Source organism: Streptomyces sp. RKAG290, assembly GCF_023701695.1.
In the GTDB taxonomy this organism is placed as follows: Bacteria; Actinomycetota; Actinomycetes; order Streptomycetales; family Streptomycetaceae; genus Streptomyces.
On record NZ_JAJOZC010000001.1, the window covers coordinates 6630138 to 6653171 of the forward strand.

General features: G+C 71.3%; 19 protein-coding genes. 17 read left to right on the forward strand and 2 right to left on the reverse strand.

Annotation, left to right across the window (positions count from 1 at the left end):
• The 8 genes from LNW71_RS29305 (at position 1) to ilvC (ending at position 9574) form a co-directional block, all read left to right on the forward strand.
• Complete coding sequence (locus LNW71_RS29305) at positions 1 to 1050, forward strand: cysteine synthase family protein (protein ID WP_250970943.1); 1050 nt, start codon at positions 1 to 3, stop codon at positions 1048 to 1050.
• Complete coding sequence (locus LNW71_RS29310) at positions 1047 to 2312, forward strand: ATP-grasp domain-containing protein (RefSeq protein ID WP_250970944.1); 1266 nt, start codon at positions 1047 to 1049, stop codon at positions 2310 to 2312. Before LNW71_RS29305 ends, LNW71_RS29310 begins: the two co-directional genes overlap by 4 nt.
• Positions 2309 to 3775 carry an argininosuccinate lyase gene (argH, locus tag LNW71_RS29315; RefSeq protein WP_250970945.1) on the forward strand — a complete coding sequence of 489 codons (1467 nt, stop codon included), beginning with the start codon at positions 2309 to 2311 and terminating at the stop codon, positions 3773 to 3775. Before LNW71_RS29310 ends, argH begins: the two co-directional genes overlap by 4 nt.
• Positions 3772 to 5061: an MFS transporter gene (locus LNW71_RS29320; RefSeq protein ID WP_250970946.1), complete on the forward strand. Its 1290-nt coding sequence runs from the start codon at positions 3772 to 3774 to the stop codon at positions 5059 to 5061. The genes argH and LNW71_RS29320 overlap by 4 nt, the downstream gene beginning before the upstream one ends.
• Before the next feature lie 43 nt (positions 5062 to 5104).
• The gene (locus LNW71_RS29325) at positions 5105 to 5881 is read left to right on the forward strand and encodes a 4'-phosphopantetheinyl transferase superfamily protein (RefSeq protein ID WP_250970947.1); all 777 of its coding nucleotides are present in this window, start codon (positions 5105 to 5107) and stop codon (positions 5879 to 5881) included.
• Between the two features lie 136 nt (positions 5882 to 6017).
• Positions 6018 to 7907: an acetolactate synthase large subunit gene (locus tag LNW71_RS29330; RefSeq protein ID WP_250970948.1), complete on the forward strand. Its 1890-nt coding sequence runs from the start codon at positions 6018 to 6020 to the stop codon at positions 7905 to 7907.
• A gap of 14 nt (positions 7908 to 7921) precedes the next feature.
• Positions 7922 to 8494, forward strand: a complete 573-nt coding sequence (gene ilvN, locus LNW71_RS29335; RefSeq protein ID WP_250970949.1) for an acetolactate synthase small subunit — start codon at positions 7922 to 7924, stop codon at positions 8492 to 8494.
• A 75-nt stretch (positions 8495 to 8569) separates the two neighbouring features.
• Positions 8570 to 9574, forward strand: a complete 1005-nt coding sequence (ilvC, locus tag LNW71_RS29340) for a ketol-acid reductoisomerase (protein ID WP_250970950.1) — start codon at positions 8570 to 8572, stop codon at positions 9572 to 9574.
• 97 nt (positions 9575 to 9671) lie between these two features.
• Here ilvC and LNW71_RS29345 read toward each other — a convergent pair whose 3' ends face one another.
• Complete coding sequence (locus LNW71_RS29345) at positions 9672 to 13046, reverse strand: pyruvate carboxylase (RefSeq protein ID WP_250970951.1); 3375 nt, start codon at positions 13044 to 13046, stop codon at positions 9672 to 9674.
• A 434-nt stretch (positions 13047 to 13480) separates the two neighbouring features.
• Between LNW71_RS29345 and LNW71_RS29350 the strand changes: the two genes are divergently transcribed.
• From LNW71_RS29350 to LNW71_RS29360, 3 genes are all read left to right on the forward strand, one after another.
• Complete coding sequence (locus LNW71_RS29350; protein ID WP_250970952.1) at positions 13481 to 14437, forward strand: helix-turn-helix domain-containing protein; 957 nt, start codon at positions 13481 to 13483, stop codon at positions 14435 to 14437.
• Between the two features lie 192 nt (positions 14438 to 14629).
• Positions 14630 to 15628 carry a type I glyceraldehyde-3-phosphate dehydrogenase gene (gene gap, locus LNW71_RS29355; protein WP_250970953.1) on the forward strand — a complete coding sequence of 333 codons (999 nt, stop codon included), beginning with the start codon at positions 14630 to 14632 and terminating at the stop codon, positions 15626 to 15628.
• A 218-nt stretch (positions 15629 to 15846) separates the two neighbouring features.
• A complete protein-coding gene (locus LNW71_RS29360; protein ID WP_250970954.1) occupies positions 15847 to 16599 on the forward strand; it encodes a trypsin-like serine protease in 753 nt (250 codons plus the stop codon).
• Positions 16600 to 16685: 86 nt separating this feature from the next.
• Here the strand turns inward: LNW71_RS29360 and LNW71_RS29365 are convergent, their stop codons facing one another.
• Positions 16686 to 17366, reverse strand: coding sequence for a pyridoxamine 5'-phosphate oxidase family protein (locus LNW71_RS29365; RefSeq protein ID WP_250970955.1), 681 nt, complete (start codon positions 17364 to 17366; stop codon positions 16686 to 16688).
• A gap of 413 nt (positions 17367 to 17779) precedes the next feature.
• On the opposite strand from LNW71_RS29365, the gene LNW71_RS29370 reads away from it, so the two are divergent.
• The 6 genes from LNW71_RS29370 to LNW71_RS29395 all read left to right on the forward strand — a co-directional run bounded on the left by LNW71_RS29370 (position 17780) and on the right by LNW71_RS29395 (position 23031).
• Positions 17780 to 19489 carry a RecQ family ATP-dependent DNA helicase gene (locus LNW71_RS29370; RefSeq protein ID WP_250970956.1) on the forward strand — a complete coding sequence of 570 codons (1710 nt, stop codon included), beginning with the start codon at positions 17780 to 17782 and terminating at the stop codon, positions 19487 to 19489.
• Positions 19490 to 19693: 204 nt separating this feature from the next.
• Positions 19694 to 19975: a DUF5133 domain-containing protein gene (locus LNW71_RS29375; RefSeq protein ID WP_250970957.1), complete on the forward strand. Its 282-nt coding sequence runs from the start codon at positions 19694 to 19696 to the stop codon at positions 19973 to 19975.
• 68 nt (positions 19976 to 20043) lie between these two features.
• Entirely contained in the window at positions 20044 to 20898 is an 855-nt protein-coding gene (locus LNW71_RS29380; RefSeq protein WP_250970958.1) for a HipA family kinase, read from the forward strand.
• The gene (locus tag LNW71_RS29385; RefSeq protein ID WP_250970959.1) at positions 20895 to 21278 is read left to right on the forward strand and encodes a DUF3037 domain-containing protein; all 384 of its coding nucleotides are present in this window, start codon (positions 20895 to 20897) and stop codon (positions 21276 to 21278) included. Before LNW71_RS29380 ends, LNW71_RS29385 begins: the two co-directional genes overlap by 4 nt.
• Before the next feature lie 216 nt (positions 21279 to 21494).
• On the forward strand, positions 21495 to 22256 hold the full coding sequence (gene fabG / locus LNW71_RS29390) for a 3-oxoacyl-ACP reductase FabG (protein ID WP_250970960.1): 762 nt from the start codon (positions 21495 to 21497) through the stop codon (positions 22254 to 22256).
• Between the two features lie 19 nt (positions 22257 to 22275).
• Entirely contained in the window at positions 22276 to 23031 is a 756-nt protein-coding gene (locus LNW71_RS29395) for an SDR family oxidoreductase (RefSeq protein WP_250970961.1), read from the forward strand.
• Positions 23032 to 23034 lie beyond the last annotated feature (3 nt).

A 23034-nucleotide genomic window follows, 5' to 3' on the forward strand; every position in this document is an offset into this window, starting at 1 on the left:
ATGACGACGACGACTCTGCCCAAGGCTCACTCCTCGATCGTGGAGGCGACGGAGCTGCCCCGCATCATCAAGGTGAGCGACAACCTCTACGCGGCGGCCTTCAGCCTGATGAAGCTGCTGCCCGCCCGCTACATACTCGACCGTGCCGAGGCCGCCGGGCTGATCTCCCCGGGCACCCGGATCATCGAGACCTCCTCGGGCACCTTCGCGCTGGGCCTGGCCATGGTCTGCCGGCTGCGCGGCTACCCGCTGACCATCGTCGGCGACTCGGCGATCGACCGTGACCTGCGAACCCGGCTCGAAATGCTCGGCACGACGGTGGAGATCGTCGAGCACACCGGCGAGGCAGGCGGCATTCAGGGCGCACGGCTCGCCCGGGTGGCCGAGCTGCGCAGGCAGGACCCGGAGGCCTTCGTCCCCGGCCAGTACGACAACCCCGACAACCCGGGCGCGTACGGCGTCGTCGCCGATCTGATCGGCAACACCGTCGGAGCCGTCGACTGCCTGGTGGGACCGGTGGGTTCGGGCGGCTCCACCGGCGGACTCGCCGCCGCGCTGCGGCAGACCGACCCGGCGCTGCACCTGGTCGGCGTCGACACCCAGGGCAGCATCATCTTCGGCAGCCCGGACGGACCGCGCATGCTGCGCGGCCTCGGCAGCAGCATCCACCCGGGCAACGTCAGCCACGCGGCGTACGACGAGGTGCACTGGGTGACGGCCCCCGAGGCCTTCCACGCGACCCATGAGCTCTACCGCGCGCACGGCCTGTTCATGGGACCGACCAGCGGCGCGTCCTTCCAGGTCGCGTCATGGTGGGCCGAACAGAACCCGGACAGCACCGTCGTGATGGTGCTCCCGGACGAGGGCTACCGCTACCAGTCCACGGTCTACAACGACACCTGGCTGAAGGAGCAGGGGATCGTCCCCGCTCCCGCCGTCGACGGCCCGCTCACCGTCGAGCACCCGCTGGACGCCACCGCCGCCTGGTCCCGGCTGCTGTGGGCCCGCCGCGGCTTCGACGACGTCGTGCTGCCGGTGGTCGGCTCATGAGCGAGCGGCTCCTGCTCCTGGTCGAGAGCAACACCACCGGCACGGGACGGCTGTTCGCGCGAAGCGCCGTCGAGCTGGGTGTGGTGCCGGTGCTGCTGTGCGCGGACCCGGGCCGCTACCCGTACGCCGTCGAGGACCGGCTGCGCACGGTTGTCGTGGACACCTCCGACGAGGCCGCGCTGTGGGCGGCCGTCCAGGCACTGGAGAGCGGGGCGACCGTCGCGGGCGTCCTGACCAGCTCCGAGTACTACGTACCCGCCGCTGCCGCACTGGCCTACCGGCTCGGACTGCCCGGCCCGTCGGCCGACGCCGTGCGAGCCTGCCGCGACAAGGCCGAACAGCGCCGGGAGCTCCGCGCCGCGGGCGTCGGCTCGCCGGACTTCGCCGTCGTCTCGGAGGTCGCCGACGCCCTTTCCGCAGCCCGCGGCATCGGACTGCCCGTCGTGGTCAAACCGGTGCAGGGGTCCGGAAGCCTGGGCGTACGGCTCTGCGCGGACCTCGACGAGGTCGCCGAGCACGCCGGCACGCTGCTGGCAGCCACCGTGAACGAGCGTGGTATCACCGCGCCGGGCCGGATCCTGATCGAGGAGTACCTGACCGGTCCGGAGTTCTCCGTCGAGGTCTTCGGCACGGACGCCGTCGTCACCGTCGCCAAGCACGTCGGCGCGCTGCCGGTGTTCGTCGAGACCGGCCACGACGTGCCGGCCGCGCTCCCCGGCGAGCAGGAGATCGCCCTGCGCGAGACCGCGGTACGCGCGGTGCGGGCGCTCGGCCTCGGCTGGGGCGCCGCCCATGTGGAACTGCGGCTGACCGGGGCCCGGACCGCCGAGGTCATCGAGGTCAACCCCCGGCTGGCCGGCGGCATGATCCCCGAACTGGTCCGCAGGGCCTGCGGGATCGACCTGGTGCGCGCCCAGGTGCTGGCCGCGCTCGGCGCAGCTCCCCAGCTGGAGCGCGGCGGTTACGCCCGTGCCTCGATCCGGTTCCTCACCTGCGCACAGGACGGCATCCTGGCGCGCTCGGCCGAACTGGCAAGGGCCCTGGACCGGGCCCGCACCGTCACCGGCACCGTCGAGGCGGTGCTCTACCGCGCCGCGGGTGAACCGGTCGGCCCCGCCGAGGACTTCCGCGGCCGCGTCGGCCACGTCATCGCCGTCGCCGACCGCGCCGGACGGGCGGCCGAGGCCGCCGACCGGGCCGTGGCCCTGCTCGGTGAGGCCGTGTCCTACGCGGATCTGCACACACTGGAGGCGTTCGCATGACCACTGCAACGGCGCACGGCATCGACACCGGCCGGCTCAAGGCCGCGCTCGACGCCGAGGCGCACCGCATCGTCTACGACCAGTACCTGCCCGACACCGCCGACGGCCTGGGCCAGGAACTGCGCTCCATCAGCGAGGTCGACCGGGCCCACCTGATCATGCTCACCGAGCGCGGGATCGTGGCCGCGGACCGGGCCGCCGCCCTGCTGCGCGCCATCGAGGAACTGCGCGGGCAGGACTTCGCACCCGTCCGGGCCAGACCGATGCCGCGCGGCGTCTACCTGGCATACGAGGGACACCTCATCGAGCAGCTGGGCGACGGGACCGGCGGCATCCTGCACACCGGCCGCTCCCGCAACGACCTCAACGCCACCACGACCCGGCTGAAGACGCGCACGCCCTACCTGGCCCTCCTCGACGCCGTCGACCGGCTGGCCGGGGTGCTCCTGGCGAAGGCCGAGGAGTACCGGGACGTGGTCATGCCGGCCTACACCCACGGACAGCCGGCCGTGCCCATCAGCTACGGCCACTACCTGGCCGGAGTCGCCGGCGCGGTGCTGCGCGCGTACGAGGCGCTGCTGGACGCCGGCCGCCAGCTCGACGTCAACCCGCTGGGCGCCGGTGCGATCGGCGGGACGTCCGTCCCCATCGACCCCCGTCGCACCGCCGAACTGCTCGGCTTCAGCTCCGCCGCACCCAACTCGGTCGACGCGGTGGCCTCCCGTGACTTCGTCCTGGACCTGCTGTCCGCTGCCGCCGTCCTCGGGGTCACCCTGGCCCGCGCCGGGCGGGACCTGAGCACCTGGACCTCGGAGGAGTTCGGGCTGCTGCGGGTGGGGGACACCCTCGTCGGCTCCAGCTCGATGATGCCGCAGAAGCGCAACCCGTTCCTGCTCGAACACATCCAGGGCCGGTCCACCGCGAGCCTCGGCGCGTTCGTCGGCGCGGCCTCCGCGATGACCACCGGCGGCTACACCAACGCCATCGCGGTCGGCACCGAGGCCGTGCGGCACCTGTGGCCCGGCCTCAGCGGCACCACCGACGCGGTGACGCTGCTGAGCCTGGTGGTCGCGGGCACCGAACCGGAGCGCGCACGCATGACGGACCGGGCGGTGGACGGCTTCACCTCGGCCACCTACCTGGCGGAGCGGCTCGTGCTGGACGGGATGCCGTTCCGGGCCGCGCACCACCTGGTCGGCGAGACCGTGCTCGGCGCCCTGGACTCCGGCCGGTCGCTGGAGGACGCGGCGCGCTTCACCGCGGTCGACGACGGCGGACTGGCCCCCGACCGGGTGGCCGAGGCGTGCGCCCACGGCGGCGGACCCGGCTCCACGGCCGACGGGATACGTGCCCTGGGCGCCCGGCGGGACATGCTGAAGACGGAGCTGACCGACCGGCGAACCCGCTGGTCGGACGCGGGCACGCGGCTGTCGCAGGCAGTGCTCAAGGCGGTGACGTCATGAGCGCCGGGCTGTCCGAGCGGGCTCCCGACATGGACCAGGGGCCGCCGCGCAGCGGGCTGCGCGCCAACCGGGACTTCAGGCTGCTGTGGATCGGCGAGACGACCAACCGCCTCGGCATCAACATCACCGCCGTCGCCATGCCGTTGCTCGCCACGGTGACGCTTGAGGCGAGCCCCTTCTCGGTGGGCCTGCTGGCCGCCGCCCCCTGGCTGCCGTGGCTGCTGATCGGTCTGCCGGCCGGCGCCTGGGTGGACCGGATGCGACGACGGCCGATCATGCAGATCTGCAACCTGGTACCGCTCGTGATGCTGGCGAGCGTTCCGGTCGCGGACTGGCTCGGGTTCCTGACGATGACCCAGCTGCTCGTCGTGGGGCTGATCAACGGGTTCGCCGCGGTCTTCTTCGGGATCTCGTACAAGGTCTACGTGCCTTCGATCGTCGAGCCCGGGGACCTCCCGGAGGCCAACGCCAAGCTCCAGGGGAGCGAATCGGTCGCCCAGGTCGCGGGGCTGGGCGGTGGTGGTCTGCTGGCCCAGGCATTCGGCGCGGCCTCCGGTCTCCTGGTCAACTCGGCGACGTACCTCGTCTCCGCGCTCTGCCTGTTCGGCATCCGCAGCAAGGAACCGATCCCGGAGAAGCCCAACGAACGGCCGGCCCTGCTGCCGGACATCAAGGAGGGACTCCGGTTCGCCTTCCACGACCCCTACCTGCGTGTCCTCACCCTGTACGGCACCGCCACCAACCTGATGCTCACGGCCGAGGCGGCGGTCCTGCCGATCTTCATCGTCCGAGAGCTCGGGATACCCGAAGGCGCCACCGGCTGGCTGCTCGCGTCGAGCAGTATCGGCGGGATCCTCGGGGCCACCACCGCCAAGCGGCTGATCGCACGGTTCGGCTCGGCCCGCGGACTGCTGGTCGCCACGGTTGCCAGTGCCCCGTTCGCCCTGCTCATCCCGTTGGCCGGGACGGACTGGACCCTGGTCGCCCTGGTGCTCGGCAGCGCGATCCTCTCGCTGGGTGTCGTGCTCGCCAACGTGATCCAGGGTGCGTTCCGACAGCGCTACTGCCCGCCACAGCTGCTCGGCCGCGTCTCGGCCAGCGTCTCGTTCGCCAACTTCGGTGCCATTCCCATCGGTTCCGTGCTCGGCGGGAGCCTCGGACAGGTCCTCGGTCTGCGGCCCGCCCTGTGGCTGCTCACCGCCGGACTCGCCCTGACTCCGCTGCTCCTCCTGATCGGGCCGATGCGCCGAAGGCGGGACCTGCCGGTCGCGCCGGCCACGCCGTGAGACCCCGATCGCCCGTCACTCTCGTACGAACAGGAGAGACCCCGTGGAACAAACCCTGCCGTGGGTCGTTCGTGAGCTGCCACCCCCTGGCTCACTGGACCTCTGGCTCCTGAGGGTCTCGGATGTCCCCATCGGCATCCTGGACGAACAGGTACTCGACGCGACCGAGCGTCAGCGTGCCGCCAGTCTCATGCACGCCGCCGACCGGACCCGGTTCACGGCCGCGCATGTCGCTCTTCGCCGGCTGCTCGGCTCGTACCTGAGCCTGCGCCCCGAGGACGTCCACTTCGGCCGGGACGCCTGCCCCTGCTGCGGCGGACCGCACGGCCGGCCCACCGTGCTCGACGCCGAGGACCGGCTGTTCTTCTCGCTGTCGCACCGGGGCGATCTCGCCGTCGTCGGCACGGCGCTGGCCCCCATCGGGGTCGACGTGGAACTGGTGTCGGACGAGGACGGCACCGCCGAACTCGCCTCGATGCTGCACGTGGACGAGCAGGCCGAACTGGCCGCGCTCAGCCCCCCGGCACGGCCCCGGGCGCTGGCCCGGCTGTGGACCCGCAAGGAGGCCTACCTCAAGGGCCTCGGCACGGGTCTGGGCCGCGATCCGGCTCTCGACTACGTCGGCTCGGGGCAGCCCGAGGGCCCGTACCCGCCGTCCGGCTGGACCCTGCGCGACATCCCGGTGGACCGGGGTTACGCGGCGGCGGTGGCGGTACGCGGCGAGCTGTCCGTGGACGGCCCCCTCGTCAAGCGGCTCTCCGGCCTCGACGTCGTACGGCACACCTGTGACGCCCTGCAGACGGCGAGAACCCCGCCCTGACCCGGCCCGAGGTCCGCCGGGTGCACCGCCTCGGTGATCACCCGGCGGCGGGCACGTACCATCCGGCCGCTCCCGCCGCGGCTGCCGATCACCGACACGTCCTCGACAACACTCCTACGGACTTTTGGAACTGACGATGTCAAACGCTGTGCAGCAGGCCCCCGCGGCCCTCCTCCCGCAAGTACGGCCCCGCACCACCGGGCAGCCGGACACCGGCGCCGAGTGCGTGACGGGTGCCCAGTCCCTCATCCGCTCGCTCGAAGAGGTGGGCGCGGAAACCGTGTTCGGCATTCCCGGCGGCTGCATCCTCCCGGCGTACGACCCCTTGATGGACTCCACCCGGGTCCGTCATGTGCTGGTCCGCCACGAGCAGGGAGCCGGGCACGCGGCCACCGGCTACGCCCAGGCCACCGGCAAGGTGGGGGTGTGCATGGCCACTTCGGGTCCGGGCGCCACCAATCTGGTGACCCCGATCGCGGACGCGCACATGGACTCGGTGCCGCTGGTCGCCATCACCGGCCAGGTGCCCTCCAAGGCCATCGGTACGGACGCCTTCCAGGAGGCCGACATCGTCGGCATCACCATGCCGATCACCAAGCACAACTTCCTCGTCACGCAAGCGGACGACATCCCGCGCACGATCGCCGAGGCCTTCCACATCGCGTCCACCGGCCGCCCCGGGCCGGTGCTCATCGACATCACCAAGGACGCGCTGCAGGCAGCCACCACCTTCCAGTGGCCGCCGGCGATGGAGCTGCCCGGCTACCGTCCCGTCACCAAGCCGCACGCCAAGCAGATCCGGGAAGCCGCCCGGCTCATCAGCGCGGCTCGCCGCCCGGTCCTCTACGTCGGCGGCGGTGTGCTCAAGGCACGGGCCACCGCCGAGCTGCTCACCCTGGCCGAACTGACCGGGGCGCCCGTGGTCACCACCCTGATGGCGCTGGGCGCCTTCCCCGGCAGCCACCCGCAGCATGTGGGCATGCCAGGCATGCACGGGGACGTCGCCGCGGTCGCCGCGCTCCAGAAGGCCGACCTGATCGTCGCCCTGGGGGCGCGGTTCGACGACCGGGTCACCGGCAAGCTGGACGGCTTCGCCCCGCACGCCAAGGTCGTCCACGCGGACATCGACCCCGCGGAGATCTCCAAGAACCGGTTCGCGGACGTGCCGATCGTCGGGGACGCCCGCGAGGTGCTCGTCGCCCTGGCCGCCGCCGTGCGAGGTGAGCGGGAGGACGGACACGTCGGCGACTACGCCGGGTGGTGGCGGGACCTGGACCACTGGCGGGCCACCTACCGGCGCGGCTACGAACTGCCCGCCGACCCGGGGCTGCTCTCCCCGCAGCAGGTCATCGAGCGGATCGGTCAACTCGCCCCGCAAGGGACGCTGTTCGCCTCCGGCGTGGGCCAGCACCAGATGTGGGCGGCGCAGTTCCTCCCGCACGAGGAGCCGGACACCTGGTTCAACTCGGGCGGTGCCGGGACGATGGGGTACGCGGTGCCGGCCGCGATGGGCGCCAAGGCGGGCATGCCCGACCGTACGGTCTGGGCGATCGACGGTGACGGCTGCTTCCAGATGACCAATCAGGAGCTCACCACCTGCGCGCTCAACAACATCCCGATCAAGGTCGCGATCATCAACAACGGCGCGCTCGGGATGGTCCGCCAGTGGCAGAACCTCTTCTACGGAGCACGGTTCTCCAACACGGTGCTGCATGACGGCGCCACCAACGCCACCACCGGATCCACCCGCGGAGTGGGCTCCACCGCCAACCGCGGCACCCGCGTACCGGACTTCGTGCAGCTCTCCGAGGCGATGGGCTGTGTGGGCCTGCGCTGCGAGAACCCGTACGAGCTCGACGCGGTCATCGACAAGGCCAATTCGATCAACGACCGTCCCGTCGTGGTGGACTTCATCGTCCACGAGGACGCGATGGTGTGGCCGATGGTCCCTGCCGGCACTTCCAACGACGACATCATGGCCGCACGCGACGTACGCCCCGACTTCGGCGACCTTGCGGACGACTGAGAGGACCCCCTGACATGTCCCAGCACACGCTCTCCGTCCTGGTCGAGAACACGCCCGGCATCCTGGCCCGCGTGGCCGCCCTGTTCTCGCGCCGCGGCTTCAACATCGACTCGCTCGCGGTCGGTACCACCGAACATCCCGAGCTCTCCCGCATCACCATCGTAGTCAGGGTCGACCACGAACTCGCCCTGGAACAGGTGACCAAGCAGCTCAACAAGCTGGTCAACGTCCTCAAGATCGTCGAGCTGGAGGCGGACTCCGCCGTCCAGCGCGAGCTGGTCCTGGTGAAGGTGAGCGCCGGCAACGACACCCGGGCCCAGATCGTCCAGGTCGCCGAGCTGTTCCGTGCCAGAACCGTCGACGTCTCGCCCGATGCCGTCACGCTCGAAGCGACCGGTTCCGGCGACAAGCTCGACGCGATGCTCCGGATGCTCGCCACCTTCGGCATCAAGGAGCTCGTCCAGTCCGGCGCGATCGCGATCGGCCGCGGCTCCCGGGCCCTGGCCGACCGCTCCGCGCGCGAGGCCCGGCCGATCCGCCTGACCCCGGCCGGCACCGCGGCGACCGCACGCGCACAGAGCGCGTAGCGCCGCCCCGCAGGCCACCGCGTCCCGCATTCCCGTCCGCACACCCTCATGTTCCGGAACCAAGGAGAACTCCCCATGCCCGCCGAGATGTTCTACGACGACGATGCCGACCTGTCCATCATCCAGGGCCGCAAGGTCGCGGTCCTTGGTTACGGCAGCCAGGGCCATGCCCACGCGCTGTCGCTGCGCGACTCGGGTGTCGACGTCCGTGTCGGTCTGCACGAGGGCTCGAAGTCCAGGGCCAAGGCCGAGGAGCAGGGCCTGCGCGTGGTGACTCCGGCCGAGGCCTCCGCCGAGGCCGACGTCATCATGATCCTGGTCCCGGACCCGATCCAGGCCCAGGTCTACGAGGAGTCCGTCAAGGACAACCTGAAGGACGGCGACGCGCTGTTCTTCGGTCACGGCCTGAACATCCGCTTCGGCTTCATCAAGCCGCCGGCGGGCGTCGACGTCTGCATGGTCGCCCCGAAGGGCCCGGGTCACCTGGTCCGCCGCCAGTACGAGGAGGGCCGCGGCGTTCCGTGCATCGTGGCCGTCGAGCAGGACGCCACGGGCAAGGGCCTGGAGCTCGCCCTGTCGTACGCCAAGGGCATCGGCGGCACCCGCGCCGGCGTCATCAAGACGACGTTCACCGAGGAGACCGAGACCGACCTGTTCGGTGAGCAGGCCGTCCTCTGCGGTGGTACCGCCGCGCTGGTGAAGGCCGGGTTCGAGACGCTGACCGAGGCCGGTTACCAGCCGGAGATCGCGTACTTCGAGTGCCTCCACGAGCTGAAGCTCATCGTCGACCTGATGTACGAGGGCGGCCTGGAGAAGATGCGCTGGTCGATCTCGGAGACCGCCGAGTGGGGCGACTACGTCACCGGCCCGCGGATCATCACGGACGCGACCAAGGCCGAGATGAAGAAGGTCCTCACCGAGATCCAGGACGGCACCTTCGCCAACGCCTGGATGGCGGAGTACCACAACGGTCTGCCCAAGTACAACGAGTACAAGAAGGCCGACAGCGACCACCTGCTGGAGACCACCGGCCGTGAGCTCCGCAAGCTCATGAGCTGGGTCAACGACGACGACGCGTAACAGCACGCCGGCCGTCGGACGTCCGGCCCCCGGTGCGCGAAGGCGCCCGCGGGGACCGGACGCCGCGCTGCCCGGGGCCGGAGCCCGGCCGGCTGTCTCAGCCGATCTCGATGAGCAGATCGCCCGCCTCGACCTGCTGGACCCTGCCGATCGCGAGGCGGCGCACCACACCGGCGGTCTGGGCGGTGATCGACGCCTCCATCTTCATCGCCTCGATCGTGGCGACGGTCTGACCGGCCGACACCGACGCGCCCTCCTCCACCTGCAGGGTGACGACACCGGCGAACGGCGCCGCGACATGGCCCTCGTTGCCGCGATCCGCCTTCTCGGCGGCCTTGACCTCGGTGGCAACGGCCTTGTCCCGTACCGAAACCGGCCGCAACTGCCCGTTGAGAGTGGCCAGTACGCTGCGGAATCCGCGCTCGTCGGCCTCGGAGATGGCCTCCAGCTCGATCAGCAGGGTGACCCCGGGGTCGAGCGTGACCGTGTGCTCGGTCTCCGTCTCCAGCCCGTACAGGAAGTCCCGGGTCGGCAGAACGGACGTGTCCCCGTAGGTCTCGCGGTGGGCTTCGAACTCCTTGGTCGGCCCGGGGAACAGGAGCCGGTTCAGCGTGGCGCGCGGCGACTGCTTCAGACCCTCGCGGTCCTCGTCCGACAGCTGCGGCGTCTGCGCCTTGGCCGGGCGGCCGTGCAGGGCACGCGTGCGGAACGGCTCGGGCCAGCCGCCGGGCGGGTCACCCAGCTCGCCGCGCAGGAAGCCGATCACGGAGTCCGGCACGTCGAACTTTCCGGGGTCGGCCTCGAAGTCCGCCGCCTTGACCCCCGCGCCCACCAGATGCAGCGCCAGGTCGCCGACGACCTTCGAGGACGGCGTCACCTTCACCAGCCGGCCGAGCATGCGGTCGGCCGCGGCGTAGCAGTCCTCGATGAGTTCGAAGCGGTCGCCCAGACCGAGGGCGATCGCCTGCTGGCGCAGGTTGGACAACTGGCCGCCGGGGATCTCGTGGTGGTAGATCCGGCCGGTCGGCGAGGCGAGCCCGGACTCGAAGGGGGCATAGACCTTGCGGGTCGCCTCCCAGTACGGCTCCAGGTCGCCGACTGCCTGGAGGGACAGGCCCGTCGCGCGCTCGGTGTGATCGGTGGCGGCCACCAGCGCCGACAACGGGGGCTGACTGGTGGTGCCGGCCATGGAGGCGACCGCCGCGTCCACCGCGTCCACGCCCGCGTCGATGGCGGCGATCAGCGTGCCGAGCTGCCCGCCCGCGGTGTCGTGGGTGTGCAGGTGGACCGGCAGGTCGAACCGCTCGCGCAGCGCGGTGACGAGTGTGCGCGCGGCCGGCGGGCGGAGCAGACCCGCCATGTCCTTGATGGCGAGCACATGGGCGCCCGCCTCCACGATCTGCTCGGCGAGACGCAGGTAGTAGTCCAGCGTGTACAGGCTCTCGCCGGGGTCGGAGAGGTCGGCGGTGTAGCAGAGCGCCACCTCGGCGACCGAGGTGCCGGTGGCCCGTACGGCGTCGATCGCCGGCCGCATCTGGGACACGTCGTTGAGTGCGTCGAAGATCCGGAAGATGTCCATCCCCGCGGTCGCCGCCTCGGAGACGAACGCCTCGGTGACCTCGGTGGGGTAGGGCGTGTAGCCGACCGTGTTGCGGCCGCGCAGCAGCATCTGGGTGCAGATGTTGGGCACGGCCTCCCTGATCTTCACCAGCCGCTCCCACGGGTCCTCGGCCAGGAAGCGCAGCGACACGTCGTAGGTGGCGCCTCCCCAGCATTCGAGGCTCAGCAGCTCCGGGGCGGTCCGGGCGACGTGCGGCGCCACGGCCAGCAGGTCACGGGTCCGGACCCGGGTGGCGAGCAGCGACTGGTGGGCGTCGCGGAACGTCGTGTCGGTGACGGCCACGGCCGACTGGGCGCGCAGCTCGGCGGCGAAGGCCTCCGGGCCGAGGGCCGCCAGGCGCTGGCGCGACCCGGCCGGCGGTGTACCGGACGGGAGAGCGGGCAGCTTGTCGACCGGGTCGATGACGGAGGGGCGGGGGCCGTACGGCCGGTTGACGGTGGTCTCGGCGAGGTAGCTGAGGATGCGGCTGCCGCGGTCGGCCGAAGGGCGCGCCCGGATCAGCTCCGGGTGCTCCTCGATGAAGCTGGTCGTGATGTGCCCCGCCCGGAAGTCGGGCTGGTCCAGCACGGCCCCCAGGAACGGCAGGTTCGTGGCGACCCCGCGGATCCGGAACTCCGCGATGGCCCGCCGCGCCCGGCGGGCGGCGTTGGTGAAGTCGTGCCCGTGGCAGGTGAGTTTGACCAGCATCGAGTCGAAGTGGGCGGACACCTCGGCACCCGTGTGCACGGTGCCGCCGTCCAGCCGCACACCCGGCCCGCCGGGGGAGCGGTAGGCGGAGATGGTGCCGGTGTCCGGCCGGAAGCCGTTGGCCGGGTCCTCCGTGGTGATGCGGCACTGCATCGCGGTGCCGTTGAGGGTGATGTCGTCCTGGGTGAGGTGCAGTTCGGGCAGGGTCATGCCCGCGGCGATGCGCAGCTGGGCGATCACCAGGTCGCGGCCGGTGACCTGTTCGGTCACGGTGTGCTCGACCTGGATGCGCGGGTTCATCTCGATGAAGACGTGGTTGCCGCGCTCGTCGACGAGGAACTCGACGGTGCCCGCGTTCACGTAACCGATGTGGCGTGCGAAGGAGACCGCGTCGGCGCAGATCTGCTCCCGCAGCGCCGGGTCGAGGTTCGGGGCGGGCGCGATCTCGACGACCTTCTGGTGCCGGCGCTGCAACGAGCAGTCCCGCTCGTAGAGATGCACGACGTTGCCGTCGGCGTCGGCGAGGATCTGCACCTCGATGTGGCGGGGATTGATCACCGCCTGCTCCAGGAAGACGGTCGCGTCGCCGAACGCGGAGCGTGCCTCGCGCATTGCCGCGTCGATCGCCTCGCGCAGGTCCCCCGGCTCGGCGACCCGGCGCATGCCGCGCCCGCCGCCGCCCGCGACTGCCTTGACGAAGACCGGGAAGCCGATGTCGTCGGAGGCCGCGACGAGTGCGTCGACGTCCTCCGAGGGCGCGGAGGACTTCAGCACCGGCACGCCGGCCTCCCGTGCGGCAGCGACCGCCCGGGACTTGTTGCCCGTCAGGTTCAGCACCGAGGCCGGCGGCCCGACGAACGTGATCCCGGCCTCCGAGCAGGCGGCCGCGAGGTCCGGGTTCTCCGACAGGAAGCCGTAGCCCGGGTAGATGGCGTCGGCCCCCGCCTTACGGGCGGCCTCGACCACCTCGTCCACCGAGAGGTAGGCGCGCACCGGATGTCCGGGCTCCCCGATCTGGTAGGCCTCGTCGGCCTTTGCCCGGTGTAGGGAGTTCCTGTCTTCGTGGGGGTACACGGCCACGGTGGAGATCCCGAGCTCGAATGCCGCGCGGAACGCGCGGATCGCGATCTCCCCACGATTGGCGACCAATACCTTGTCGAACATCAAACTCCCCAGTCGTGTCACGAGCGCGTGGCCTCAGGACGGGCGATGTCGCACGGGACACACCTGTCGGTATCCCGTGGTCACATGGTGGTGGCGAAAGTGCTCCGTAGTGCTCCGGCGGAAGCGTTCGACACCGTACCGGAGACCTACCCAGAGATCGCGGGCCCACAAGATGGCCTGCGTCACGTGCCGCGAACGGCCTGCGGCCGACTGTGTGCCGTCACCCCGCGCCCCGTCACCCTGGGTGCCGCGGTCCGCCGCACCGGGGCGGCCGTTTCGCGGACCGCCCGGCCGGGAGGCGCGCTGCGGACGGCCGCCGGCCAGGAAGAACGCGTCATGGCGCCGAGGCCGCAGGGAGGGCGTACCCCACCGGCACCCTTCGGTGCCCCGGGTCGCGAGGCCGTTGCGGCCGGCCCCCCGCGTAGTCTTTTCCCGTGCCCAACCCGCCCCTGCATCACGTCGCCGTCCTTGTGCTCGAGGGTGCGAAACCGCTCGATGTCGGGATTCCCGCGCAGGTGTTCACGACCCGCGCGAGCATGCCGTACGAGGTACGGGTGTGCGGTCCGGCGCCAGGTCTGGTGGCCGGCGGCGACGGCTTGTCGTACTACGTCGCGCACGGCCTCGACGCACTGGAGTGGGCCGACATCGTCTTCGTCCCCGGCTACCGGCACCCGGACCGCGACGACCCGCCGCAGGCCGTCGTCGACGCACTGATCGCCGCCCACGACCGGGGCGCGCGGCTCGCCGCCATCTCGACGGGCGCCTTCGCGCTCGCCGCCACGGGCCTGCTCGACGGCAAGCGGGCCACGACGCACTGGCACTACACGCGGGCCCTCGCGGCGAAGCGTCCGCTCGTCAGGATCGACGAGAACGTCCTGTTCGTCGACGAGGGCAGCGTGCTGACGTCGGCCGGCGCGGCCTCGGGCATCGACCTGTGCCTGCACATCCTGCGCGGCGACCTGGGGGTGTCCGCGTCGAACCACGCGGCCAGGCGTCTGGTCGCGGCCCCCTACCGCAGCGGCGGCCAGGCGCAGTACGTCCCGCGCAGTGTGCCCGAGCCGCTCGGCGAGCGGTTCGCCGCCACCCGGGAGTGGGCGCTGCACCGCCTCGGCGAGCCACTCACCCTCGATGTGCTCGCCCGGCATGCGAAGGTGTCGCCGCGCACGTTCTCCCGGCGATTCGCCGAGGACACGGGCTACACCCCGATGCAGTGGGTCATGCGGGCCCGCATCGACGTGGCCCGTGAGCTGCTCGAACGCTCCCAGCGGGGCGTCGAGCAGATCGCCGCCGACGTCGGTCTCGGCACCGGTGCGAATCTGCGGCTGCACTTCCAGCGCATCCTCGACACGACACCGAGCGAATACCGGCGCACCTTCGCCCAGGGCGACTAGGGCCTCTCGTTTGGATCATGCCGGGCTCGCGGGGCCTGGTGCCGCTCCCTTATCCGGCCTGATCCAGACGAAAGACCCTGTCCCGCCACCGCACCAGCGCGTGGCGCGATCCTTTTGGACCCTGGCGATCACGCCGCTGTCAGCGGCCGACGCCGCGCGGGAACCTGGTGGGGAACCGAAGGGACACCACTCATGACTCGCATCGCCATCAATGGATTCGGCCGCATCGGACGCAATGTGCTGCGTGCACTGCTCGCACGCGAAAGCGGCCTGGAGGTCGTCGCCGTCAACGACCTCACGGAGCCCGCCACCCTCGCGCGGCTGCTCGCCTTCGACACGACGGCGGGCCGGCTCGGCCGCCCGGTGCACGCCGACGGGGACGCCCTCGTCGTCGACGGCCGGCGCATCTCCGTCCTCGCCGAGCGCGAACCGGCGAAGCTGCCCTGGGCGGAGCTCGGCGTCGACATCGTGCTGGAGGCGACCGGCCGTTTCACGTCGGCCACGGGCGCCCGCGCCCACATCGAGGCCGGCGCGAAGAGGGTGCTCGTCAGCGCGCCCGCGGACGGCGCCGATGTCACGCTCGCCTACGGGGTCAACACCGACGCGTACGACCCGGCCGCGCACACGATCGTCTCGAACGCCTCGTGCACGACCAACGCGCTCGCGCCGCTGGCCTCGGTGCTCGACGATCTCGCCGGCATCGAGCACGGCTTCATGACGACGGTGCACGCCTACACGCAGGAGCAGAACCTCCAGGACGGCCCGCACCGCGACGCCCGCCGAGCCCGTGCGGCAGCCGTCAACATCGTCCCGACCACGACAGGCGCCGCCAAGGCGATCGGCCTCGTGCTGCCGAATCTCGCGGGCAAGCTGTCGGGCGACTCGATCCGCGTGCCGGTCCCGGTGGGATCGATCGTCGAACTCAACACGACCGTCGCCCGCGACGTCACCCGGGAGGACGTGCTGGCGGCGTACCGCACCGCGGCGCAGGGACCGCTGGCCGGGGTTCTCGAATACTCGGACGACCCGCTCGTGTCCTCCGACATCACGGGGAATCCCGCCTCGTCGATCTTCGACTCGGCCCTCACCCGCGTCGACGGCCGCCACGTCAAGGTGGTCGCCTGGTACGACAACGAGTGGGGCTTCTCCAACCGCGTGATCGATACGCTGGAACTCCTCGCCGCCGGCTGACGGGAGCAAGCGGGTAAGCCGGGGACGGCGTGCGTCGCCCACGCGCGCGTCCGGGGCGCCCGCACGGAGATGCGTGCCACGAGCCGTCGGCCACCCTCCTGTCACGGCAGCGCTGCGACCCCATCGGATGAACGCGTGGCCGCATTCGGAACTCTTCGGCCCCTAGGGGTATCTCACCACCAGTACGGCCCATGCCCCGACGACAGGAGCTGTTCCGGATGGTGCGCCGAATTCGCGTGTTGCTGCTGACCGCCCTACTGCTGGTGACGGGCGCGGCGATGTCGTCCGCGCCGGCCTCCGCCGTGATCGGCGGATCGAAGAGTACGTACGGCCCGTGGGCGGTCCGCATGCTCATCGACGGCAGACCGGTGTGCACCGGGACGGCGGTCACACGTCGGTGGATCATCAGCGCTTCGCACTGCTTCTTCGAGCAGGCGGAGCCGGTCGCAGACAAGCGGATCTCGTTCCGGGTCGGCAACCTCGACATGCGGAAGGGCACCACGGTCCACCCGGTTCCCGGTGGACGGGTGGGAAGCGCACACGCCGACATGATGCTCGTCAAGGTCCCGTCGATGAAGATCCGGCCGGTGCGCCTGTCCACCGTCCGCGTCCACGCCGGCCAGGCCGTGCGCCAGTACGGCTGGGGTGCCACCTGCACCGGGGACGAGAACGCCTGCCAGTCCCCGGTGCTCAAGCTCTCCACCCTGCGGGTCGTGCGGCCCGACGCCTCGCGGTGCGAGGGCTTCACCGTGCCGGGCGGCTCGGACTTCTGCATGGAGAGGGTGTCCGGGATCCCGGCCGGCGGCGACTCCGGCGGACCGGTGATGAGCGTCGCCCCGCACGGCGCCGAAACCCTCCTGGGGGTCTTCGACGGCTCCGACCGGCAGGAGATGGCCGGGGCCGGGGAGATCTCCCAGCAGCTCTCCTGGATCCACTCGGTGACCCGGCGACACGGCGACGCGCGCTCCTAGGGCCCCCCGTTCGGCTCATGCCGGGCTCGCGTGCCCCGGCACCGCTGCCTCGCGGCTGAGGTAGTGGGGTGAGACCGGGCGGCAGCTCAACTCGCCCGGGTACCCCTGCGGGTGGCGATGTGCCGGGGCGGTTCGATGCCGTCAGGGAGCAGGGGGTCGGCTTCCGGGGCGCCCCAGGTGGAGACCAGGGGCAGGACGCCCGCCCAGATCCCGAGGGCGGCGTCGGGTCCGTCGCCGTCGTCCGGGGCGCCCGTGCGTATCTTGACCGACGCCTCGCGAAGCGAGATGGCGAGCAGGGAGGTCGCCGCCAGTTCCTTGCGGTTCGGCCGCCGTGCGTGGTCCCACTGTCCGGGTGCGGCCTGCTCGGTCAGGCAGCGCAGCCCCTCCAGCTTCTCCTGTGCATCCGTGACCAGGCGCGGAACGCCGTAGATCATCGCGCTGCGGTAGTTGACGCCGTGCTCGAACACCGACCGGGCAAGGACGAGGCCGTCCACGTGCGTCACGGTGACGCATATCGTCGCGCCCGGCGAGGCGGTCAGGCTCCGGCCGGCCACGGAGCCGTGGAAGTAGAGGTTCTCCCCGTCGCTTCCGTAGACGGTGGGGACGACCATGGGGTCCCCTTCGACGACCACACCGAAGTGGCACAGGAAGCCTGCGTCCAGGATCGCGTCGAGTTCGCCGCGGTCCAGGCTGCCCTGTTCCCGTAGCCGGCGGTGACGGGTGCGGTCTGTTTCCGGCAGCGTGGCGGGCAGTTGGCTGTGGTTCACGTCAGTTCTTTCCGAGGGCGTTGTCCGTTGCAGGACTTCATGACGGACCGGACGGCTGTCGCGGCCGGCACAGGCGCGCGCTCCATCGAGGTCCATGCGCCCTCAAGCTACCGATATCGGTAGCTGTGTGCCAGCAATCAACGAAATCGGTTCAGCGGAACCTGTAAAAGTGCGAAAACCGTTGCGAGCTGAGAGGTGGTGCGGGAGGTCAGGGTGCCGCGATCCCGGTCCGCGACTGCGCTGCGGCATTCGCTGAGCGACGTCCGCGCAGTCCGGGGCGGGCGAGCTGTCGCGCGGGCGGCCGACGGGATCGGCCGCATTCGGGGCCGTGAGGTGGCGGACGCGGGGTAGTCGGAGGTCACCCGGACGGCGCTCGTGCCGCCCGACCCGATCCCGCAGCCCCGAGGAGCACCATGTTCACCTTCAGCGCGTTGTCCCGGCGGCTGCAGCGCAGTGCGCGCAAGGTGTTCGGCTGGGAGCGGCTGCGGCCCGAGCAGTTGCGGGCGATGAAGTCGGTCATGGAACAGCGCGACACTCTCGTGGTGATGCCGACCGGCGCCGGGAAGTCCGCCGTCTACCAGGTGCCCGGCGTGCTTCTGTCCGGCCCCACCGTCGTCGTCTCCCCCCTGATCGCCCTGCAACGGGACCAGGTGAGCGGCCTGTTGAGACGGGCCGGAGCGGACGCCGCAGCCGTGAACTCCACCCAGAGCCGCGGTGAGAACGACGCGGTGTGGGACCGGATCAGCGAAGGAGACGTCGACTTCGTCTTCCTCGCCCCGGAGCAGCTGGCCAAGGACGAGGTGGTCGAGCAGCTCGCGGCGGCACGGCCCGCGCTGTTCGTCGTGGACGAGGCGCAGTGCGTGTCGACCTGGGGGCACGACTTCCGGCCCGAGTACCTGCGGCTGGGCCAGGTGATCGACCGGATCGGGCGCCCGCCGGTGCTCGCCCTCACGGCGAGCGCCGCGGCCCCGGTGCGGGCGGACATCGTCCAGCGGCTCGGCATGCGCGACGTGCGGGAGGTGGTCACCGGCTTCGACCGGCCCAACATCCACCTGGAGGTCATCCCCTTCCGGAGCGCCGCCGACAAGCGCCGGGCGGTGGTCGAACGCGCCGCCGCCGAACCCAAGCCCGGGCTGGTCTACGCGGCGACCCGCAAGGAGTCCGAGGAGTACGCCCGCGAACTGGGCGACCTGGGGCTGGGCGTGGCGGCCTACCACGCCGGCCTGCCCGCCAAGGAACGCGGCACGGTGCACGACCGTTTTCTCGCGGGGGAGCTGGACGTGGTGGTGGCCACCTCCGCCTTCGGGATGGGCATCGACAAGCCGGACGTCCGGTTCGTGCTGCACGCCTCGGTGCCCGGCTCCCTGGACGCCTACTACCAGGAGATAGGCCGGGCCGGACGGGACGGGAAGCCGGCCCGGGCGATCCTCGCGTACCGGTCGCAGGACCTCGGCATGCAGCGGTTCTTCGCCGCCGGACGCCCCGACCCGGACACCGTCTCCCAGGTGGCCGGCACACTGGAGGAACACGCCGGCCCGGTCCGGCCGAGCGACCTGCGCAGCGAGACGGGCCTGACGGCCAGTCGGCTGACGGCCGTGGTCAATCTGCTGGAACAGGTCGAAGCGGTACGCACCACCGAGTCCGGAGACCTGGAGACCACCGGCGCCGCCGATCCGGCGGAGGCCGCCCGCAAGGCCGTCGAACTCGGTGACGCGCACCAGCAGCTGGAGCGGTCGCGGGTCGACATGATGCGGGGCTACGCGGAGAACACGGGCTGCCGGCGGCGGTTCCTGCTCGGCTACTTCGGGCAGGAACCGGAAGTCGGGGGGTCCTGCGGTTCCTGCGACCGCTGCGAGGCCGCCGCGCTCTCCTCGGACGGCCCGAAGGCGGCCGCGGGGGTGCTGGCCGGCACCGGCGGACCTGTGGCCCCGCAGGAGGAGAGCCGCGCCGACGACGCCCCGCACCCCTTCCGCCTCGGCGCCCGGGTCCGGCACGGTCAGTGGGGGGACGGCTCGGTGATGAGCCAGGACGGCCGTCGGCTGACCGTGCTGTTCGAGACGGCCGGCTACCGCACGCTCTCCCTGGACGTGGTCGAACAGAACGGCTTGCTGACGTTGTGCTGAAGGCACGCGGCCGGCGCGTACCACGGGCCGGCCGCGGGCAGTTCCCCGCAGCCCGGGGATCGCGGCCCGCTCCGGCTCCGCCCACGATTCCCCACGAACGTCCTCGCCCGCCTGCCGTCCGGCGCTCCGGGCGGCAGGGGAATGGAGAGGGGCGTACGGGGCAGGAGAAGCGCGCACACCGCTTCTGCGACGATTGGGTGGATCATGCTGGTGCCGAGCCCGGAGAGAATCCGCACCCTGCTCAGCCGCTACAACGAGGTGCAGTTGAGGCACTCGCAGTCCTCGACCTACGAGTTGCAGCGGCAGTTGGAAGACGTCACGTACACCCTGTGCGTCAGCACCCGGACCCGCACGGTGAGCGACGCGCTCCTGGCCGCCGACGCCATCCTGCGGCAGTCGTCGATCGCCGATGAGCATGCGGCCCCGGCCGTGGCCCACCTTCCGTCGCAGGCGCGGCCCGCTCCGCAGGAGCCGCAGACCGCCTGAGCCTGCGCGGGCCGGAGGGGCGCGAGCCTCGCGGATCTCCAGGTAGCGGCGCCGTATAGCCTGGCGAAATGCTTACAGAGGTCACGGCGACCCGCTATGTCACGCCCCTGCGTGAGGGCGGCTCGCTCCCCGGGATCGTCGAGGCGGACGACCTCGGCACGTACGTCATGAAATTCACCGGAGCCGGACAGGGCCGCAAGACGCTGGTCGCGGAGGTGATCTGCGGGCAGCTCGGGCGGCGGCTCGGACTGCGCGTCCCGGACCTCGTACAGATCGAGCTGGACCCGGTCATCGGTCTCGCCGAGCCCGACCAGGAGGTGCAGGAGCTCCTGAAGGCCAGCGGTGGCCTCAACCTCGGGATGGACTTCCTCCCCGGTTCCCTCGGGTTCGACGCGCTCGCCTACCAGGTGGACCCCCGCGAGGCCGGACGTGTCGTCTGGTTCGACGCGCTGATCAACAACGTCGACCGGTCCTGGCGCAATCCGAACATGCTGATCTGGCACGGCGACCTGTGGCTCATCGACCACGGGGCCACCATGATCTGGCACCACAACTGGCCGGGCGTCCAGGCGTCCGTCGCCAAGCCGTACAACGCCTCCGACCACGCGCTGGCCCCCTTCGCCCCCGATGTCGCGGCGGCGGCCGCCGAACTCGCTCCGCTGGTCACCGAGGAGCTGCTCACCGAGGTCGCGGCCGACGTCCCCGACGAATGGCTGGTGGACGAGCCCGGCTTCGACTCGACCGATCAGCTCCGGCGCGCCTATGTGGAGGCGCTGCTGCCGCGAGCGGCCACCATCCACGAGCGGATCAGCCTGGACGCGCCGACCGCTGCCAAGCCTTCCCAGGCCCCGGGCTGGCTCACCGAACGCCTCGCCCCGCGGCCGCACGACACCAGCGACAGCGACAAGGGCGGCCGGCTGTGAGTGAACGCGTTGTCTTCGAGTACGCCCTGCTGCGCGTGGTGCCGCGCGTCCAGCGCGGCGAGTTCTTCAATGCCGGCGTGGTGGTCTACTGCCGTGCGAAGGGGTTCGTCGCCGCCCGCACCGAGCTCGACGAGGGAAAGCTCCAGGCGCTGGACCCCGCCGCCGACGTGATCGGGGTACGGGCCGCGCTGCGGGCCGTCGAGGGCATCTGCCGCGGAGGCCCGGACGCGGGCCAGGCGGCGGGCGACGAGGTCGGGCGGCGCTTCCGCTGGCTCATCGCCCCGCGCTCGACCGTCATCCAGCCGAGCCCCGTGCACAGCGGCCTCACCGCCGACCCGGCCGCCGAGGTCGAACGACTGCTCGACCTGCTGGTGCGCTGATCGGCACCAGGACACCGCCGCTGCCGCCTCCGCGGCGGCAGCGGCGTGCGGTGTGACATGCGCCGCTGCGCCCGTGGGCCGTTGACACCGGGTGCCAGGGCTTCTAGCGTCTCGACTGCTGAAGGTACTAAGCGGTTGCTCAGTTATCGGGAGCGTTCTTACGGAGAGCGTCCTGACGTCCGCTGAGCCGCGATCCAAGGGCGAGGAGAACCAAGCATGTCCACCACCGAGCAGCGCGTAGCCATCGTGACGGGAGCGGCACGGGGCATCGGTGCCGCCACCGCGGTACGCCTGGCGGCCGAGGGCCGCGCCGTCGCCGTACTCGACCTGGACGAGGCGGCCTGCAAGGACACCGTCGAGAAGATCACCGCCGCCGGGGGCAAGGCCCTCGCCGTCGGCTGTGACGTCTCGGACAGCGCTCAGGTGGAAGCCGCCGTCGCGCGGGTCGCCACCGAGCTCGGCGCCCCGACGATCCTGGTCAACAACGCGGGCGTGCTCCGCGACAACCTGCTCTTCAAGATGAGCGAGTCCGACTGGGACATCGTGATGAACGTGCACCTCAAGGGCGCGTTCCTGATGGCCAAGGCCGTTCAGAAGCACATGGTGCACGCGAAGTTCGGCCGTATCGTCTCGCTGTCCTCCTCCTCCGCCCTGGGCAACCGCGGCCAGGCGAACTACGCCGCGGTCAAGGCCGGTCTGCAGGGCTTCACGAAGACCCTCGCCAAGGAGCTCGGCAAGTTCGGCATCACCGCCAACGCCGTCGCGCCCGGCTTCATCGTCACCGAGATGACCGCGCAGACCGCCGCCCGGGTCGGCATGGGCTTCGAGGAGTTCCAGGCCGCGGCCGCCACCCAGATCCCGGTGCAGCGCGTCGGCTTCCCCGAGGACATCGCGAACGCCATCGCCTTCTTCTCGGGCGACGACGCCGGATTCGTCTCCGGCCAGGTCATGTACGTCGCCGGCGGACCGCTCAACTGACGCGAAAGGCTACGACATCATGACTGTGCAGGACAGTGGCAAGGTCGCGCTGATCACCGGCGCGAGCCGGGGCATCGGCTACGGCATCGCCGAGGCGCTCGTCGCCCGCGGCGACCGGGTGTGCATCACCGGACGCGGCGAGGACGCCCTCAAGGAGGCCGTCGAGGCGCTCGGCTCCGACCGGGTCATCGGCGTGGCGGGAAAGGCGCACGACGAGGCGCACCAGGCGGCGGCCGTCGAGCGCACCATGGAGGCGTTCGGCCGCGTCGACTTCCTGGTCAACAACGCCGGCACGAATCCGGTCTTCGGCCCGATCGCCGAGCTCGACCTCAACGTCGCCCGCAAGGTCTTCGAGACCAACGTGGTCTCGGCGCTCGGCTTCGCGCAGCAGACCTGGAAGGCCTGGCAGAAGGAGAACGGCGGGGCGATCGTCAACATCGCCTCCGTCGCGGGTGTCTCCGCCTCGCCCTTCATCGGCGCCTACGGCATGAGCAAGGCCGCCATGATCAACCTGACCCTGCAGCTGGCGCACGAGTTCGCGCCCGTCGTCCGGGTCAACGCGATCGCGCCCGCGGTCGTGAAGACCAGGTTCGCCCAGGCGCTCTACGAGGGCCGCGAGGCGGAGGCGGCCGCGGCGTACCCGCTCGGCCGCCTCGGTGTGCCGCAGGACATCGGCGGCGCCGCTGCCTTCCTCACGTCGAACCAGTCCGACTGGATCACCGGCCAGACCCTGGTCGTCGACGGTGGAATTTTCCTGAATGCGGGCGTGGGCTGAGAC

Coding starts and splice junctions, on each gene's coding strand:
- argH (WP_250970945.1), top strand. CDS start 2,309: ATGACCACTGCAACGGCGCACGGCATCGACACCGGCCGGCTCAAGGCC.
- ilvC (WP_250970950.1), top strand. CDS start 8,570: ATGCCCGCCGAGATGTTCTACGACGACGATGCCGACCTGTCCATCATC.
- LNW71_RS29360 (WP_250970954.1), top strand. CDS start 15,847: ATGGTGCGCCGAATTCGCGTGTTGCTGCTGACCGCCCTACTGCTGGTG.
- LNW71_RS29345 (WP_250970951.1), bottom strand. CDS start 13,046: ATGTTCGACAAGGTATTGGTCGCCAATCGTGGGGAGATCGCGATCCGC.
- LNW71_RS29330 (WP_250970948.1), top strand. CDS start 6,018: ATGTCAAACGCTGTGCAGCAGGCCCCCGCGGCCCTCCTCCCGCAAGTA.
- LNW71_RS29380 (WP_250970958.1), top strand. CDS start 20,044: ATGCTTACAGAGGTCACGGCGACCCGCTATGTCACGCCCCTGCGTGAG.
- ilvN (WP_250970949.1), top strand. CDS start 7,922: ATGTCCCAGCACACGCTCTCCGTCCTGGTCGAGAACACGCCCGGCATC.
- LNW71_RS29370 (WP_250970956.1), top strand. CDS start 17,780: ATGTTCACCTTCAGCGCGTTGTCCCGGCGGCTGCAGCGCAGTGCGCGC.
- LNW71_RS29395 (WP_250970961.1), top strand. CDS start 22,276: ATGACTGTGCAGGACAGTGGCAAGGTCGCGCTGATCACCGGCGCGAGC.
- LNW71_RS29310 (WP_250970944.1), top strand. CDS start 1,047: ATGAGCGAGCGGCTCCTGCTCCTGGTCGAGAGCAACACCACCGGCACG.
- gap (WP_250970953.1), top strand. CDS start 14,630: ATGACTCGCATCGCCATCAATGGATTCGGCCGCATCGGACGCAATGTG.
- LNW71_RS29305 (WP_250970943.1), top strand. CDS start 1: ATGACGACGACGACTCTGCCCAAGGCTCACTCCTCGATCGTGGAGGCG.
- LNW71_RS29320 (WP_250970946.1), top strand. CDS start 3,772: ATGAGCGCCGGGCTGTCCGAGCGGGCTCCCGACATGGACCAGGGGCCG.
- fabG (WP_250970960.1), top strand. CDS start 21,495: ATGTCCACCACCGAGCAGCGCGTAGCCATCGTGACGGGAGCGGCACGG.
- LNW71_RS29375 (WP_250970957.1), top strand. CDS start 19,694: ATGCTGGTGCCGAGCCCGGAGAGAATCCGCACCCTGCTCAGCCGCTAC.